Source organism: Streptomyces sp. NPDC012474 (assembly GCF_042955185.1).
In the GTDB taxonomy this organism is placed as follows: domain Bacteria; phylum Actinomycetota; class Actinomycetes; order Streptomycetales; family Streptomycetaceae; genus Streptomyces; species Streptomyces cahuitamycinicus.
This window is the reverse complement of record NZ_JBIBEP010000002.1, coordinates 676,957-693,370: the sequence shown is the minus strand read 5'-3', so window position 1 is coordinate 693,370 and position 16,414 is coordinate 676,957. Positions and strand designations below refer to the sequence as shown.

The 16,414-nt window shown below is 72.5% G+C and carries 10 protein-coding genes; 6 read left to right on the top strand and 4 right to left on the bottom strand.

Annotated elements, in window-relative coordinates; translation table 11 throughout:
• Positions 1–523: 523 nt before the first annotated feature.
• A complete protein-coding gene (locus ACFY9S_RS08055; RefSeq protein WP_391124201.1) occupies positions 524–1,072 on the bottom strand; it encodes a MarR family transcriptional regulator in 549 nt (182 codons plus the stop codon).
• A gap of 122 nt (positions 1,073–1,194) precedes the next feature.
• Here ACFY9S_RS08055 and ACFY9S_RS08050 point away from each other — a divergent pair, with 122 nt between their 5' ends.
• Positions 1,195–2,460, top strand: a complete 1,266-nt coding sequence (locus ACFY9S_RS08050) for an MFS transporter (protein ID WP_391124279.1) — start codon at positions 1,195–1,197, stop codon at positions 2,458–2,460.
• 10 nt (positions 2,461–2,470) lie between these two features.
• On the opposite strand, the gene ACFY9S_RS08045 is transcribed toward ACFY9S_RS08050, so the two are convergent.
• Both ACFY9S_RS08045 and ACFY9S_RS08040 read right to left on the bottom strand, forming a co-directional pair.
• Positions 2,471–4,138, bottom strand: a complete 1,668-nt coding sequence (locus ACFY9S_RS08045; protein ID WP_391124198.1) for a SpoIIE family protein phosphatase — start codon at positions 4,136–4,138, stop codon at positions 2,471–2,473.
• Between the two features lie 174 nt (positions 4,139–4,312).
• Positions 4,313–5,692, bottom strand: coding sequence for an FAD-dependent oxidoreductase (locus tag ACFY9S_RS08040; protein ID WP_391124196.1), 1,380 nt, complete (start codon positions 5,690–5,692; stop codon positions 4,313–4,315).
• Positions 5,693–6,067: 375 nt separating this feature from the next.
• Between ACFY9S_RS08040 and ACFY9S_RS08035 the strand changes: the two genes are divergently transcribed.
• Together ACFY9S_RS08035 and ACFY9S_RS08030 are read left to right on the top strand one after the other, a co-directional pair.
• Positions 6,068–6,832, top strand: a complete 765-nt coding sequence (locus ACFY9S_RS08035) for a TetR family transcriptional regulator (protein ID WP_391124193.1) — start codon at positions 6,068–6,070, stop codon at positions 6,830–6,832.
• A 593-nt stretch (positions 6,833–7,425) separates the two neighbouring features.
• The gene (locus ACFY9S_RS08030) at positions 7,426–9,402 is read left to right on the top strand and encodes a sigma-70 family RNA polymerase sigma factor (RefSeq protein WP_391124190.1); all 1,977 of its coding nucleotides are present in this window, start codon (positions 7,426–7,428) and stop codon (positions 9,400–9,402) included.
• Positions 9,403–9,443: 41 nt separating this feature from the next.
• Here ACFY9S_RS08030 and ACFY9S_RS08025 read toward each other — a convergent pair whose 3' ends face one another.
• Positions 9,444–11,561: an asparagine synthase-related protein gene (locus tag ACFY9S_RS08025; RefSeq protein WP_391124187.1), complete on the bottom strand. Its 2,118-nt coding sequence runs from the start codon at positions 11,559–11,561 to the stop codon at positions 9,444–9,446.
• 791 nt (positions 11,562–12,352) lie between these two features.
• Here ACFY9S_RS08025 and ACFY9S_RS08020 point away from each other — a divergent pair.
• The 3 genes from ACFY9S_RS08020 (at position 12,353) to trmB (ending at position 16,364) form a co-directional block, all read left to right on the top strand.
• The gene (locus ACFY9S_RS08020; RefSeq protein ID WP_031137852.1) at positions 12,353–13,777 is read left to right on the top strand and encodes a hypothetical protein; all 1,425 of its coding nucleotides are present in this window, start codon (positions 12,353–12,355) and stop codon (positions 13,775–13,777) included.
• A 75-nt stretch (positions 13,778–13,852) separates the two neighbouring features.
• Positions 13,853–15,055 (top strand): L-2-hydroxyglutarate oxidase, encoded by a 1,203-nt coding sequence (gene lhgO, locus ACFY9S_RS08015; protein WP_391124183.1) that lies wholly within the window; start codon positions 13,853–13,855, stop codon positions 15,053–15,055.
• Between the two features lie 397 nt (positions 15,056–15,452).
• Positions 15,453–16,364 (top strand): tRNA (guanosine(46)-N7)-methyltransferase TrmB, encoded by a 912-nt coding sequence (gene trmB / locus ACFY9S_RS08010; RefSeq protein ID WP_391124180.1) that lies wholly within the window; start codon positions 15,453–15,455, stop codon positions 16,362–16,364.
• The last annotated feature ends 50 nt before the right edge of the window (positions 16,365–16,414 follow it).

The following is a 16,414-nucleotide window of genomic DNA, read 5'->3' as shown; positions in this document are numbered from 1 at the left end:
CTGGCGTTGACTTTTGGCACGCTGTTGAGTTCTCAAGGAACGGTCGCTTCCTTTGTACTCACCCTCTCGGGCTTTCCTCCGGGCGCTTCCCTTCGGTCTTGCGTTTCCGACTCTATCAGATCTTTCCGATCCGATTTCCTCGGTGCTTTCCAGGTTCCCGCTTCCGCGTTTCCCTTTCCGGCGGTTCCGACTCTATCAGATCCTTTCGGGCCTGATCCCCGGTCAGCGGGGTTTGTCTTTGCGGCTGTTGGGCCGTTCCGACGTCCCCAACCTTAGCGCGCCCTCTCGCCGATTCCCAAATCGGAGCCGTTCGGAGCCGATCGGATCGTCGAGTCCCCATTCGAATTGAATTCGGGCACGCCGAAAACAATCCCGTGGGGATGTCGAGCTGGTGGTTTGGGTGCCGCTGCTGCGGCGGAAGTGCTGTCGAAGAACCGTTACGGCTCTGCGGCAACCCGAAGAACCTTACGGATCCGTCATGGGGGTGTCAAGCGACCCTGTCAAGATCTTTTCGGCCCGGGTGTCAGTCCAGGTCCGTGAGGCGCCCGCCGGCGTCCGGCTGCGCGTGCTCGACCCGGCGCAGCAGACGTGTGAGCACTTCGCCCAGCGCCGTGCGCTCGGCGGGGGACAGGTCCTGGAGCAGGTCCTCCTCGAAGACCGACGCCAGGCGCATCGCCTCCAGCCACTTCTCTCGCCCCTCTGACGTCAGCTCAACGATGACGCGTACGCGGTTCGACTCGTCTCGCTCACGGGTCACCAGAGATTCCGCGACCATGCGGTCGATCCGGTGGGTCATCGCGGCCGGAGTGAGGCCGAGGCGCTTGGCGAGGTCGCTGGGGCCGAGGCGGTAGGGGGCCCCGGAGAGGACGAGGGCCTTGAGGACCTCCCACTCCGCGTTGCTGATGCCGAGGGCCGAGGTCTGACGGCCGTAGGCGACGTTCATGCGGCGGTTCAGGCGGGAGAGGGCCGAGACGATCTGCTCGACCTGGGGGTCCAGGTCCTGGAACTCGCGCTGGTACGCGGCGATCTGCTCTTCGAGGGTCGGCTCGCTGGGGCCGGGGGTGTCGCCCATGTGCGCAGTATCGCACGATCGTTCTTTGCCTTGAAGTCCTTGGATCTGTACTCTTTAACTTCGAACTTTAGCTTCGAAGTCTTCACTCCTAACTTGTGAGAGAGGTGAACGTGACCAGGGCGATGGGCGCAGCGATGCGCCGCATTCACGTGGGTAACGCACTCAGCGCGTTCGGGCTCGGCTTCACGGTCCCGTACCTGTACGTCTACGTGGCGCAGGTGCGAGGTCTCGGGGCCATGACGGCGGGTCTCGTACTCGCCGTCTTCGCCGTGGCCGCGTTGGTGGTGCTGCCGTTCGCCGGGCGGGCCATCGTGCGGCGCGGCCCGCTGCCGGTGCTGCTCACCGCCCTGGTCACCGCCGCTCTGGGTGCGCTCGGTCTGGGGATCGCGAGCAGCGCGGCGGCCGTGCTGGTGTCGGCCGCCCTGCTGGGCGCCGGGCAGGCCGTGATGCAGCCGGCGCTCGCGACGATGATCGTGGACTGCTCGTCGGCCGAGACGCGGTCGCGTGCCTTCGCCATGCAGTTCTTCCTGCAGAACCTCGGGCTCGGCGTCGGCGGCCTCATCGGCGGGCATCTCGTCGACACGACGAGCGCTGCCTCCTTCACGCTGCTCTTCGCGATCGAGGCGGCGATGTTCCTGCTGCTGGTCGTGGTGATGGTGACCGTGCGGATGCCGCACGCGCCGCGGATCGAGGATGCTCCCCAGGCGTCCGGGCGGGGCAGCTGGAAGCAGCTGATGGGCAATCGGGCCATGGTGCAGCTGTGCGTGCTGGGCTTCGTGCTGTTCTTCGCCTGCTACGGGCAGTTCGAGTCGGGGCTGAGTGCGTACGGGATCGAGGCCGCCGGGATCTCGACGTCCGCGCTGGGCACCGCACTCGCCGCCAACACGCTGGTGATCGTCGTCGCGCAGTTCGCCGTGCTGCGGTTCGTGGAGCGGCGCCGGCGGTCTCGGGTGATCGCCGCTGTCGGGCTGATCTGGGCCGTGGCGTGGGCCGTCGCCGGGTACGCGGGGCTCGGGCACGGAAGCCAGGAGATGGCGACGGCCGCGTTCGTCTCGACGTACGCGCTGTTCGGGCTGGGTGAGGCGATGCTGTCGCCGACCGTGGCCCCGCTGGTCGCGGATCTCGCGCCGGAGGGCATGGCCGGGCAGTACAACTCGGCGTTCGCGCTGGTCAAACAGCTCGCGCTGGCCGTCGGACCGGCGGTGGGCGGGCCGCTCGGGGCATCGCTGCACGCGCCGTACATCGTGGCGTTCCTGGTGTTCTCGCTGGGGATCACCGTCCTGGCCGTGCGGTTGGGGCGGCAGCTGACCGACGCGCAGGACCAGCCGTGGCTCGGGAAGAGCCGGGTCGTGGCGCGGGGTGGGGCGCCCGTTTCCGCGGACGTCTGACCCGGCGGGCCTACGTCGGCTGCGTGCGCGGCAGGGCGAACTCGCACCAGACCGCCTTGCCGCCGCCCGGTGTGCGGCGGGAGCCCCAGCTCGACGCGATCGTGGCGACGATGGCGATGCCCCGGCCCGATTCGTCGGCCGGTTCCGCGCGGCGGCGTCTGGGGAGGTGGTCGTCGCCGTCGGTGACCTCGATGATCAGGCGTCTGTCCGTGCGACGCAGACGCAGTCTCATCGGCGGGGTGCCGTGCTGGAGGGAGTTGGCGACCAGTTCGCTGGTCGCCAGGACGCCCAGATCGTGCAGGTCGGCGGGGAAGCGCCAGCTGGTCAGGACGCCGGAGGCGAAGGCACGCGCGCGTGGGGCCGCTTCCACGCCGCCGAGGAGCTCCAGGGCGGCGTTGCGGAAGAGCTCGCTCTCCGCCCCCGCGCGGGCCGGGTGCTGGAGGACCAGGACCGCCACGTCGTCGTCGTGGTCCGGGGTGACGCCCGCGGAACGGACCAGGCGGTCGCAGACGACCTGGGGCGTACCGGTGGCGCCGGCCAGGGCGCGTTCCAGGGCGGCGATGCCCTCGTCCAGGTCGGCGTCGCGGCGCTCGACCAGGCCGTCCGTGTAGAGGACGGCCGTGGAGCCGGGGGCGAGGGGGATCGAGCCCGAGGTGTGCATCCAGCCGCCGGTGCCCAGCGGGGGACCGGTGGGTTCCTCGGCGCGCAGGACCGTGCCGTTCTCGTCACGGACGAGGATCGGGAGGTGGCCCGCCGAGGAGTAGATCAGCTTGCCCTCGTTCGGATCGTGGATGGCGTACGCGCACGTGGCGATCTGGTTGGCGTCGATCTCGGCCGCCAGGCCGTCCAGGAGCTGGAGCACCTCGTGCGGGGGGAGGTCGAGGCGGGCGTACGCCCGGACCGCCGTGCGTAGCTGGCCCATGACCGCCGCCGCGCGGACGCCACGGCCCATGACGTCGCCGATGACCAGGGCCGTGCGGCCGCCGCCCAGGGTGATGACGTCGTACCAGTCGCCGCCGACCGCGGCTTCCGTGCCGCCCGGGTGGTACGTGGCGGCGACGCGCAGGTCGTCGGGTTCCTCGAGCTCCTGGGGGAGCAGTGAGCGCTGGAGGGTGACCGCCGTTTCGCGCTGGCGGCGCTCGCTGGCGCGCAGGCGCTCCGCGGCTTCGGCGTGGTCGGTGACGTCGGTGGCGAAGACGAGGACGCCGCGGCCGTCGCTGCCGGCCTTGCCGTCGTCCTGGGCGACCGGCGTGCAGGTGAACGTGTAGGAGCGGCCGTCGGGGGCCTTGCGGGACTTGACCGTGCGCGGTCTGCCGCTGCGCTGGACCTGGTCCAGGAGGGGGAACAGGCCGAGGCCGTCCAGCTCGGGGAGGGCCTCGCGGGCGCGTTCACCCAGGGGGCGTACGCCGAAGGCGGTCGTGTAGGCGTCGTTGACGTAGGCGATGCGGTGGTCGGGGCCGTGGACCAGGGCGACGAGGGACGGGACGCGGTCGAGGACCTCACGCACCCGCAGTTCGTCGACGGCGGGTACGGACGGCGACTCGTCGGTCAGTTGTTCGGCACGGGCGGCGGGTACGGAGCTTTCCCCCCGCCGGTCCGGGGAGGCCGTCTGCTCGGTCCGCGCTGCGGCGCGGCGCTGCGTTCCGGGGAGCCGGGCGCTCCAGCGCGTGAAGTTCACGAATCCTTGCCTCGTGTAGTGGTCGGCGGCCGGCACCGGAACCGGCCGGGGCCCCGGAGGGCCCGCACCGAGGCGTGAGGTGGCACGCCCGCGGTGGTGGACCAGTCTGGCAGGGCGCGGACCGGACCGACATCCGTCAGACGCCGGGCCGGCCGCTGGAGTTCCTGGGTCCGGTCAGGACGACCCCTTCGGGTTGTGCGGAGGGTCCTGAGAAGGTTTTCCACCGGCCGCGAGTTCGAACTCCGCCCGGGGGTGTTCGAGTGAACCCAGGGAGACGATCTCCCGTTTGAACAGGCCGGCCAGGGCCCATTCGGCGAGCACGCGCGCCTTGCGGTTGAAGGTGGGCACGCGGCTGAGGTGGTAGGCGCGGTGCATGAACCAGGCGGGGTAGCCCTTGAGCTTGCGTCCGTAGACGTGGGCGACGCCCTTGTGCAGGCCCAGGGAGGCGACCGAGCCGGCGTAGGCGTGTTCGTACGTCTGGAGGGGTTCGCCGCGCAGGGAGCGCACGATGTTGTCGGCGAGGACCTTGGCCTGGCGCAGCGCGTGCTGGGCGTTGGGGGCACACTCGCGGCCCGGTTCGGCGGCGGTGACGTCGGGGACGGCGGCGGCGTCTCCGGCTGCCCACGCGTGCGTGGTGCCCTCGATCGACAGTTCGGGTGTGCACGTGAGGCGTCCGCGGCCGTTGCGCGGCAGGTCGGTGGCGGCGAGCACCGGGTGGGGCTTCACGCCGGCCGTCCAGACGACCGTACGGGTGGGGAAGCGGGCGCCGTCGCTGAGGACGGCGACCCGGTCGGCGCAGGACTCCAGCCGGGTCTGCAGGCGGACGTCGATGTTGCGGCGGCGCAGTTCGGTGACCGCGTAGCGGCCCATCTCCTCGCCGACCTCGGGCAGGATCCGGTCCGAGGCCTCGACGAGGATCCACTTCATGTCGTCGGGCTGGACGTTGTGGTAGTAGCGCGCGGCGTAGCGGGCCATGTCCTCCAGTTCGCCGAGTGCCTCCACGCCCGCGAAGCCGCCGCCGACGAAGACGAAGGTGAGGGCCGCGTCGCGGATCGCGGGGTCGCGGGTGGAGGAGGCGATGTCCATCTGCTCGATGACGTGGTTGCGCAGGCCGATGGCCTCCTCGACGGTCTTGAAGCCGATGCCGTGGTCGGCGAGGCCGGGGACCGGCAGGGTGCGCGAGACGGAGCCGGGGGCGAGGACGAGTTCGTCGTAGGGCAGCCGCTGTCCGCCCGTGCCCTCCTCCTCGGTGGCGAGGGTGGCGATGGTGGCGGTGCGTTTCGCGTGGTCGACGGCGGTGGCCTCGCCGATCAGGACCCGGCACCGGTCGAGGACGCGGCGCAGCGGCACGACGACGTGGCGGGGGGAGATGGCACCCGCTGCGGCCTCGGGGAGGAACGGCTGGTAGGTCATGTACGGGTCGGGAGTGACGACCGTGATCTCCACTTCGCCCCGGTCCAGTTCCCGTTTCAGTCTGCGCTGCAGGCGCAGGGCCGTGTACATCCCGACGTAGCCACCACCGACAACGAGAATGCGCGCACGTTCCTTCACCATCCCATGACGCACCCGACGCTTGAGTTTGTCCACAGCCTCGACGCATTGTGTGACCGGAGCGGGAGAGCGCGCGGAGTTGGCCGGAATCACGGCCTGCTGCACATATGCGCAGGTCAGAAGGGATGGTGCGAGGGGCGCGCGGGGGCACATTCGGGACGTATACGGCCCGTACTCCGATCGGTGGGCGCTCCGTGCGGAACGTGCCCCTTCTGAATTGACTCCCTCTCAACTATGTTCGTGTGTCGACGGGGTGTAGGGGGATGTGCTCACCGGGTCCGCGACGGGCGGGCCCGCGGACCCGAGCCGTTCCCTCGCTCCGGTATCGCATGGCGGGGAGTGTCTCCGGGGGGAGACGTCATTACCGGGGGAATGCTTATGCATGTTCAGGACTCTCATTGGTCGCCCACGTCCGCAGTCGCGGCGGGTGGCATGACGATGAGCGCGGCGGGCAACGGACGCGACGTATCGCGGACGACGCCGCTGCGCGTGGACGCACAGCGCAATCTGGAGCACGTGCTGCGGGCGGCGCGCGAGGTCTTCGGCGAGCTGGGGTACGGCGCGCCGATGGAAGACGTGGCGCGGCGCGCGCGGGTCGGTGTGGGCACGGTGTACCGGCGGTTCCCGAGCAAGGACGTCCTGGTGCGGCGGATAGCCGAGGAGGAGACCTCCCGGCTGACCGACCAGGCGCGTGCGGCGCTCGGGCAGGAGGACGAGCCGTGGTCGGCGCTGTCGCGCTTCCTGCGGACGTCGGTGGCCTCCGGCGCCGGGCGGCTGCTGCCGCCGCAGGTGCTGCGGGTCTCGGTCGAGGACGGCACCGGAGGCCCGCGGGTACCGCAGCAGCGGACCCAGCCCGGCGCGACGGAGCTGCGGCTGGTGCCCGACCAGCCGGTCGCGGTCGCTGCGGTAGCGGCGGCCGCGGGTGAGGACGACGCCGGGACGTCGGCGCTGCTCGAGGTCGTGGGCCAGCTCGTGGACCGGGCGCGTGCGGCCGGTGAGCTGCGGGCGGACGTGTCGGTGTCGGACGTGCTGCTGGTGATCGCCACGGCCGCGCCCTCACTGCCGGACGCCGCGCAGCAGGCTGCCGCGTCGGCCCGGCTGCTGGACATCCTGCTGGAGGGGCTGCGCTCGCGACCGGCGTGAGCCGCCCCTCGGGGCCCGGGTCGCTCAGGCCCGGGCCGGGTGGGACACCCCGGTCCCCGGAGCGGGAAGGCCCCCGGGAGCGAAATGGGGAGCCTTCCCCGAATGAGTGACGGCTCGTGCTTCCGTGCGGTAAATCCCCACGGATGAGTGATGATCCGAACTCCGAGTGGTTGGAACTGCTCCAAGGAATGCACAGCCGAGTTAGCTCGATCGTGTGATCGTCCGCTTGCCGGCTTGCGGCGCCATGGGCCGATCGGGCTAACGTGATCGTGCGACCTGGGACACCGGGTACGGCGTCAGCGTGCGGGGCCCCTGCTCCACCAGAGGATGGTTCAGGGCCTCCCCGTTGACTCTGGCCGTACCCAACCGGCCATGTCGCAAGGGAACTGGCCTCCCGGGCCGGACCACGCACAGGATGCGTGTCGCCACCCGGGGTCGAGTACGCCGGGGACCAGCTCGCCCGAGACCGTTCGGGGCGCGCGGCTGAACGGACTCACTCCCGCTCAGTCCACAGGAACGGTCTGACCAAAAGCCAATATGGCACGCTGACCCGTGGTCTGGACGGGTTGGGCGGCTGGCGGGGGCTTTCCGGGATGAGCGGTGACGGGCGGGACGAGTCGAGCGGCGGCGGGAGCGGCGACGCAACGGTCGGCGACGCGGTCCCGCCGCAGGTGCCGAGTCAGGGCGGACGCGCGAGCGTGCCGCCCGGCGGGCACCCCGCCGACGGCTCGGTCCCGGCCCAGCGCGACCGGCGCGAGGACGGCGTCCTGCCGCCGCCGCGTGACCTGCCGCCGTCCGACGCCGACCTCATCGACCGGATGCGCTCGGGCGACGACACGGCGTACGAGGAGCTGTACCGGCGCCATGCGCAAGCCGTGCGCAGGTACGCCCGCACCTGCTGCCGTGACGCCCACACCGCGGACGACCTGACCGCCGAGGTCTTCGCCCGCATGCTCCAGGCGGTGCGCGGCGGGGCGGGCCCGGCGCACGCCGTACGCGCCTACCTGCTCACCTCCATCCGGCGCGTGGCCGCCTCCTGGACGAGATCGGCGCGGCGCGAGCAACTCGTCGACGACTTCGCGGTGTTCGCCACCCAGTCCGCACGCGGGCCCGACGCGTCCGACGACGACACGCTCGAACTGGGCGCGGACGTACGGGCGATGCACCAGGCCGAGCAGTCCATGGCCATGCGGGCCTTCCGGTCGCTGCCGGAGCGCTGGCAGGCCGTGCTGTGGCACACCGAGATCGAGGACGAGTCGCCCAGCGAGGTCGCCACGCTGTTCGGGCTGGACGCCAACGGCACCCGCGTGCTCGCCAGCCGGGCCCGCGAGGGCCTCAGGCAGGCCTACCTCCAGGCCCACGTCAGCGCCACGCTCACCAGCGACGAGGAGTGCGCGCGCTACGCCGACCAGCTCGGCACCTACGCCCGCGGGCGGCTGCGCACCCGGGCCGAGCGGGGGCTGCGCAAGCACCTGGACGAGTGCGCGAAGTGCCGGCTGGCCGCCCTGCAGATCGAGGATGTGGCCGGCGGCATCCCGGCCGTCGTACCGGTCGCGGTCATCGGCTGGTTCGGGGCCGCCGGATACGCGAAGGCGGCCGGGCTCATCGCCGGGGGCGCGGGAGCGGCCGGTGCGGCGGGGACGGCCGCGACGGCGGGTGGCTCGACCGGCTTGGCAGCCGCGGGGAGCGGCGGTTCGGGCGGCGGGGGTGGCGCGGCGGCCTCCGAGGGGATCGGCGCGCCGGTGAAGGCCGGTATCGCGGCCGGTGTGGTCGCAGTGGGTGTGGTGGCGGCGGTGATGATGGCACTGGCCGGCAACGAGAAGCCGAAGCAGGAGGCCGAGGGCGCTCCGGCATCCGCTCCGCCGTCGTCGGTGGTGCGCCCGGGCGAGCCCACGCCCTCGCCGTCGCCTTCCTCCGCACGGCCCGGGCCGGGTCCGCGCCCGCCGGGGATCGTGCCCGCGCGCGCCGGGACGCCCTCGCCGACACCCGGCTCCACGACCAGCCCGAGTCCGAGTCCGGACCCGGACCCCACGCCCACCCGGGCTCCCGCTCCCCCGCCCGAGTCCCCGAGGCCGGCACCGCCTCCGGCCCCCACTCCCACGCCCACTCCCCCGCCGCCCCCGCCCCCGCCCGCCCCGGCCGTGTACCAGTGGAGCGAACTGTCGTACGACATCAGCGGTGACGGTACGGAACCCGAGATGCGGATCGGTTCGAGCAGCTGGGTCTGGAAGCGGTCCGGCCTGTCGGTCGGGGCCCAGCGGTACCCGCACGGCGTCACCGTCCACGGCCGCTCGTCCGTCACCATCGACCTGAACCGCTCCTGCTCGTCGTACGACGCGCTCGTCGGGGTGGACGACATGACGCTGCGGCTCGGCAAGGTGTACTTCTCCGTCTACGCCGACGGCGTCCGGCTGTGGCGGTCGCCGCTGGTCGAGGGCGGTGACCCGGCCGTGCCCGTCCATGTGAACCTCACCGGCCGCAGCGCGGTCCGGCTGGTGGTGGAACCGCGCAGCGCCCTGGACAACCTGATGCCGGTGGACTGGGCGGAGTCCAGGTTCACCTGCGGCTAGTGCTGCGACCGGAGCTCAGGCGAAGCAGGCGCGCACAGGCACTACACCCGGCGTCCCCCACCGGCCCCCGCCCCCAACGCCCCCCGCTGCGGCGCGATCCCCGCCGGTACCGCCCGCTGCCTTGCCGGGGTCCCCGTCCAGCACGTGCCGCGGCGGGACAGCAGGCGGCGGAGCCAGAGCTCCAGGGCGACCAGGTCCGCGAGGCCGTCCAGGGGAAGGGGCTCGCCCGCCGCCGCATCGCGCAGCGCCTTGCGCACCACACGGGCCTCGACCAGGCCCGCCTCCGCCAGCAGCGGGGTGTCGAACAGGGCGACCAGGGAGTCCGCCGCCACCCGCAGGCCCGTACGCTCCGCGGCAGCCGCCGTCGCCTGGGTCGGGGCGCCCCAGCCGGGCGGCAGCTCCCGGACCCCGGCTCCTTCCAGCACCGTCCGCAGGATCGCGGCCCGCGCACCCGGCCGCACCCGCAGCGCCTCGGGCAGCGCCCGGGCCGCGCGGACGACCTGGTTGTCGAGGAACGGCGCGTGCAGCCGCTGAAAGCGGACCTCCGCGGCCTGCTCCAGCACCCGCAGGTCCGCCGCATGGCGCGCCAGCGCCGCACGCGCGCGGAAGTCACCCGGCCGCTGCCCCGGGCCCACCAGCTCCGACCGGTGTGTCGACGCCTGAAGGCGAACCGATACTTCAGCGAGCGCCTCACCGGTCAGCCAGCGCGCCGCCGGCCCGGGTCTGCCCCAGGTCAGCGCGGCGAGCGAGGCATCCAGCGCCCCGCCGGGCGCGTCGAGGCCGTCGTCGGAGCGGGGGTCGAGCAGACGCTCGGCGAGGGACTCGACCCCCGACCGGTACGGCGTCCGGGACAACCGCCGGGCCGCCGCGTACACCCGCGCCGGCACCAGCACGGACCCGTCGGCCTTGGCCAGTGCGGCGACCGGCCGTACGAGATGACGCCGTCGGCGGTCCATCAGCAGGTCCGCGAGGCGCGCGGGGTGGGCGTCCAGGACCTGGCGCGCGCCGTAGCCCGTGAAGTGGTCCGCGCTGCCCGCGGCCAGCCGGGCCCGATGGCGCGCCGCGGACACCAGGCACGGCCCGGGTTCGTCGGTCAGCGGCCCGTCCAGGTCGGCGTACGGAAGGGTCTCCTCGCCGCCCGCCACGACGACGTGGTGCAGCCGTGGGTTCGCCGCGAGCGCGCCCGCCCGCTCCAGCTCGGCTTCCCGCCCGCCGACGGCGAGGTCGTTGAACGTGACGGCGAGCAGCCGCTCCCCCGCGCCCGTGCCGTGCCCCAGCACCGTGCCCGGCATCCCGGGCAGGCCCGCGGCCAGCAGCGCCAGGGCCCCGGAGGCCGGCCCGCCGGACAGGTCCGCGCCGATCCCCGGCACCGGCATCCCGCGCGCGGCCCGCCGCTCGGCGGGACCCATGCCGGGCACCGGACCGGGGTCTATGTCCGCCCCGGGAACGTGCCGCGGCGCGGACAGCCGCGTCCGTACGGCCTCCACCAGCGCGTCGCGCACCGCGTCGACCGCGCTGTCGGGATCGGCCGGAGGCGCCGCGACGGCCAGCGAGGCGACCGGCTCGTACCCGGCGATCTCGCGCGCCCCCGCGCGCAGGATGAGGGCATGCCCGGGCGGAATGCGCTTCACGCCGTCGTACGGCGTGGAGTCGTGCAGCGCGGCGGGCACGTCCGGGGCGGCCAGCAGCGCGGCGAGATGCCCGAAGTCCAGGTTGGCCTCGATCAGGTCGGCCAGCGGCAGCGCGGCGGTCGCGTACGCCGTGCCTCCGGCCCAGGGCGTGTGGAACACCGGCCGCGCGCCCGCGAGATCGCCGCAGACGGTGACCCGTCTGCCGACCTGGACGATCGCGGTGTAGCTGCCGGGCCAGGCGGTCAGATGCCGGAGTGCGCCACCGCGCGCGGCGAACAGCGCGACGCGCAGCTGCTCGTCGGTGGCGCCGCAGATGCCGAGGACGGCGATCCTGGTCCGGTCGTCGGCCTTCACGACCCGCACCTCGTCGGGGCGCCAGTCGCCGACCGCCCACAGCGGATCCGGGTCTCCCCACAGGAGTTGGGACCCCACCGGGTGCAGCGTCTCGCCCTCGCTGCCGGTCGCCCCCGCCGAACCGGCAGCGACGGCTCCCGCGGCGGTGCTGCTCCACCCCACCAACCACCGCATCGCCGCCTCCACAGGCTGTGGACAACCAGTGCACCGCACGAACCGGTTCACCATGCTGCCATGAAGGAAGCGTTCCAGAGGGTGCCGACGCCGCTTGCGCTCCGTCGAATGCGCCCCGGCGGAGCCGCCGACACGTGACCGGGCCCCCGAACACCCGCACGTCTCATGCGGAGTCGGGCCCGAACGGCGGTCGGAGAAGACGGCGGCGGAGACAGACGAGAACGAAGAGGCGGCCAAGAATCAAGGCACGTCGGCGACATGTCTCCGGTATGACTGCGACGCGAATGCGCCCCCGGAACGCGCCCCGATCACGCCCGGTGCGCCCTCAACTGCCGTGGTAGGAGGCTTGATGCCCCACGGCCGACGGGGTCGATTTTCAGCCGAATCGATATCGCGCGGGCAGCCTCGAACACGCTCCGTACAGGCTCCGCGCCCTGCCATCCGGTCGCGCAGTCCGGGAGACGGAGCACGCCTCCCGGACCTTTCCGCCACCCGCGGGGATGAAGGCGGCGGCGTCCCCCAGCCCACTGGATCCAGTACAGCGGGCCGACCCACGCAATGACCATGGAACCGCTCCCGCGATGGCCGGAGAAGAGCGCACGGACAGGCGCACGGCCACACAGTGGGAGCACGTCGCAACAGCCTGTATCTGAACCGCACTTCAGTACGGACCACAATCCCGCCAACCGGAAGAATGCCCCTTAACGCTTGGGATGCGGCGAACTACGCTGGGTTTACGAATGCCGCATGGTTATGCCAGCGCGGCAGCCGTCTGTGTCGAGGGGTGGCGCATGTCCAGGGAGCAACGCGGGCCGAACGAAAAACTCGGCGCCGTTCTCGCCCTCGCGGGAATCTCCAACGCAGGCCTCGCGCGGCGCGTCAACGACCTTGGCGCTCAGCGAGGACTGACACTTCGCTATGACAAAACGTCGGTGGCGCGCTGGGTGTCGAAGGGAATGGTGCCGCAAGGTGCTGCCCCGCACCTCATCGCCGCCGCCATCGGCCAGAAACTCGGCCGCCCGGTGCCGCTCCACGAGATCGGCCTGGCGGACGCGGACCCCGCACCCGAAGTCGGCCTCGCCTTCCCTCGGGACGTCGGTCAGGCGGTGAGGTCCGCGACCGACCTGTACCGCCTCGACCTCGCCGGCCGCCGGGCCGGTTCCGGCGGCATCTGGCAGTCGCTGGCCGGATCGTTCGCGGTGAGCGCATACGCAACGCCCGCCTCACGATGGCTGATAACCCCGGCCGACAGTTCGGTCGCGCGTGACGTGGGCCCCGGCGAGGGCTCCGGCGCACCGCTCAAAGTCGGCCACAGCGATGTGCAGAAGCTGCGGGAGGCCGCCGAGGACGCGCGGCGCTGGGACTCCAAGTACGGCGGCGGCGACTGGCGTTCGTCCATGGTCCCCGAGTGCTTAAGGGTGGAGGCGGCCCCGCTGCTGCTCGGCTCGTACTCCGACGAGGTCGGCCGGGCCCTCTTCGGCGCCTCCGCCGAACTCACCCGGCTCGCGGGCTGGATGGCCTTCGACACGGGCCAGCAGGAAGCGGCCCAGCGCTACTACATCCAGGCCCTGCGCCTGGCCCGGGCGGCGGCGGACGTCCCCCTCGGGGGGTATGTGCTGGCCACCATGTCCCTCCAGGCCACCTACCGCGGCTTCGGCGACGAGGGTGTGGATCTCGCCCAGGCCGCCCTCGAACGCAACCGCGGCCTGGCCACGGCCCGCACCATGAGCTTCTTCCGCCTCGTCGAGGCACGCGCACACGCCCGCGCGAACGATGCCCCGGCGGCCGGCGGCGCCCTGAAGGCGGCCGAGAGCTGGCTCGAGCGCGCCCGCCCCGGCGACAACGACCCGAGCTGGCTCGGCTTCTACTCCTACGACCGTTTCGCCGCCGACGCGGCCGAGTGCTACCGCGACCTCAAGGCACCCCGCCAGGTCCGTCGCTTCACCGAGCAGGCCCTGTCGAAGCCGACGGAGGAGTTCGTCCGCTCCCACGGCCTGCGTCTGGTCGTCTCGGCCGTCGCCGAACTGGAGTCGGGCAACCTGGACGCGGCGTGCGAGCAGGGGGTGCGGGCCGTGGAGGTCGCCGGGCGGATCTCCTCGGCCCGTACCACCGAGTACGTGAAGGACCTCCTGCACCGGCTGGAGCCGTACGGCGACGAGCCACAGGTGGTGGAGCTCCGTGAGCGTGCACGTCCTTTGCTGATGACTCCGGCGTAGTCGGAGCAGGGGTGCCGCCCGTCCCGCGTTTGAAGGCATTGTCAGTGGCGCAGTGCACTATCGAAGCGGGAGGTGGTGCGAGTGCGGATCACATACGACTGTGACGTGCTGGTGATCGGCGGCGGAATCGTCGGCCTGTCGACGGCGTACGCGATCACCCGCGCGGCACCGGGCACACGTGTCACCGTCCTGGAGAAGGAACCGGGCCCGGCCCGCCACCAGACCGGCCGCAACAGCGGCGTCATCCACAGCGGCATCTACTACCGCCCCGGCTCCCTCAAGGCGCGCTACGCGGTGCGGGGCGCGGCGGAGATGGTCAAGTTCTGCGCCGAGTACGGCATCCCGCACGCGATCACCGGCAAGCTGATCGTCGCCACCGACCGCGCGGAGCTGCCCCGCCTGCACGCCCTCGTACAGCGCGGCCGGGAGAACGGGATCCCGGTGCGGGAGCTGGGCGCGTCGCAGATCGCGGAGTACGAGCCGGAGGTGCGCGGCCTCGCCGCGATACACGTCGGCACGACCGGCATCTGCGACTTCGTCGCGGTCGCCCGCCAGCTGGCCCACGGCTCCGGTGCGGAGATCCGCTACGGCACACGGGTCGTGCGCGTCGACCGGCGCCCGGAGCGGGGAGTCGCCGTGCTCACGGCCGCGGGGGACGTCGTACGCGGGCGGGTCCTGGTGAACTGCGCGGGGCTGCAGTGCGACGAGATCGCCCGGCTCACCGGGGACGACCCGGACATGCGGATCGTGCCGTTCCGGGGCGAGTACTATGAGCTGGCCCGGCCGGAGCTGGTGCGCGGCCTGGTCTACCCGGTGCCCGATCCGGCGTTCCCGTTCCTCGGCGTGCACCTCACGCGGGGTATCGACGGAGGCGTCCATGTCGGACCCAACGCGGTGCCGGCCCTGGCCCGCGAGGGCTACGGGTGGGGCACGGTCCGCCCCCGCGAGCTGGGCTCGACCCTGGCCTGGCCCGGCTCCTGGCAGATAGCCCGCCGGCACTGGCGGTACGGGGCGGGTGAGCTGCGGCGCTCCCTGTCCAAGCGGGCCTTCACGCAGGCGGTGGGCAGGCTGCTGCCCGAGGTGTCCGAGGACGACCTCGTCCCGACGGCCGCGGGGGTGCGTGCGCAGGCGGTCCTGCGTGACGGGACCTTGGTCGACGACTTCCTGATCCGCGAGGGCCCACGCACGGTGCACGTCCTGAACGCACCGTCTCCCGCGGCCACGGCGTCCTTGCCGATCGGCCGGGAGGTGGCCCGGAGGGCGTTGAGCGCGCTGTGAGATCTGCAGATCTCGGCGTTGCCGCTGAGGTCAGGGGGCCCTCAACCCGGCGGAACGGGATGCCTCCCCCAAGCTCTCCGAGCAGGAGCCCCCACCGCCCACCCTCCCCCGAGCTCTCGGGACCGCTCGGGCAGAGGGGAACCCCCAGCGCCCTCAGCGGCACGATTGCCCGCAGCCGGGGCGGCACGCACCCGCACCCGCCGTCTTACGCAAGGGGACGTGTCGGGGGGTGTCCTCCCGCAGCGGTTGGCGCGTCAACGGACAGTGAGTCGGTAAGCGACCCCATCGCGCCGTTCCGAGGACGGACACCCCCCGGCGCGGCCCCGACCCACCACCGGTGAGACGCGCCCCACCGGCGGACCGCGCGCCACACTCCAGCCGTAAAATCAGAGGCACTGTGTCTGACTCCGCAAACACCCCCGAAACCCCGAACCCGAGCCCGCCCCCGCACCCGCTCACGAGCCCGCACCCGCTCACGAGCCCGCACCCGGGCCCGGGCCCGGGTCCGCACCCGCACGCCCCCGGTGTCTCCGTCCGGAGCACCCGGGCCAAGGGAGAGCCGCGCTTTCCCGACGGGCCCAAGGCCGACCCCGCCGGGTCGCACTTCGAGCGGCGGATCCGGAGTTTCCAGCCGCGGCGCAGCCGGGTCACCGCCGGTCAGGCGGACGCGCTGCAGCGGCTGTGGCCCAAGTGGGGCCTCGACATCGACGGCAGCCGCACCCTCGACCTGCCGGAGCTGTTCGGCAACGACAACCCCGTCGTCCTCGAGATCGGCTTCGGCATGGGCGAGGCCACCGCCCAGATGGCCGCCGCCGATGCCGCCACGAACATCCTCGCGGTCGACGTGCACACCCCCGGCCAGGGCAATCTCCTCAATCTCGCCGACCACAACGGCCTGTCCAACATCCGTGTCGGCAACGGCGACGCGATCATCCTCCTGCGCGAGATGCTCGCCGAGGACTCCCTCAGCGGCCTCCGCGTCTACTTCCCCGACCCCTGGCCGAAGAAGCGGCACCACAAGCGCAGGATCATCCAGCCCGACTTCCTCACCCTGGCCGCCACCCGCCTCGGGCCGGGCGCGATCGTCCACTGCGCCACCGACTGGGAGCCGTACGCCGAGCAGATGCTCGACGTCCTCACGGCCCACCCCGACTTCGAGAACACGCAGGCGGACGGCGGTTTCGCGCCGCGTCCCGACTTCCGTCCGCTGACCCGTTTCGAGGGCCAGGGACTGGACAAGGGACATGTCGTGAACGACCTCCTCTTCCGTCGCGTACAGCACGTGGACCAGCCCCCCGCCGGCGCCTGACCACCCCTGGCACCTCTTCCGCCTGCGGACAGCGCCCATCCGTCGTTAGG

Bases quoted from the DNA above. Each gene is read 5' to 3' on its own strand.
- ACFY9S_RS08055 (WP_391124201.1), bottom strand. From the start codon at position 1,072: ATGGGCGACACCCCCGGCCCCAGCGAGCCGACCCTCGAAGAGCAGATC.
- ACFY9S_RS08050 (WP_391124279.1), top strand. From the start codon at position 1,195: ATGGGCGCAGCGATGCGCCGCATTCACGTGGGTAACGCACTCAGCGCG.
- ACFY9S_RS08040 (WP_391124196.1), bottom strand. From the start codon at position 5,692: ATGGTGAAGGAACGTGCGCGCATTCTCGTTGTCGGTGGTGGCTACGTC.
- ACFY9S_RS08035 (WP_391124193.1), top strand. From the start codon at position 6,068: ATGCATGTTCAGGACTCTCATTGGTCGCCCACGTCCGCAGTCGCGGCG.
- ACFY9S_RS08030 (WP_391124190.1), top strand. From the start codon at position 7,426: ATGAGCGGTGACGGGCGGGACGAGTCGAGCGGCGGCGGGAGCGGCGAC.
- ACFY9S_RS08025 (WP_391124187.1), bottom strand. From the start codon at position 11,561: ATGCGGTGGTTGGTGGGGTGGAGCAGCACCGCCGCGGGAGCCGTCGCT.
- ACFY9S_RS08020 (WP_031137852.1), top strand. From the start codon at position 12,353: ATGTCCAGGGAGCAACGCGGGCCGAACGAAAAACTCGGCGCCGTTCTC.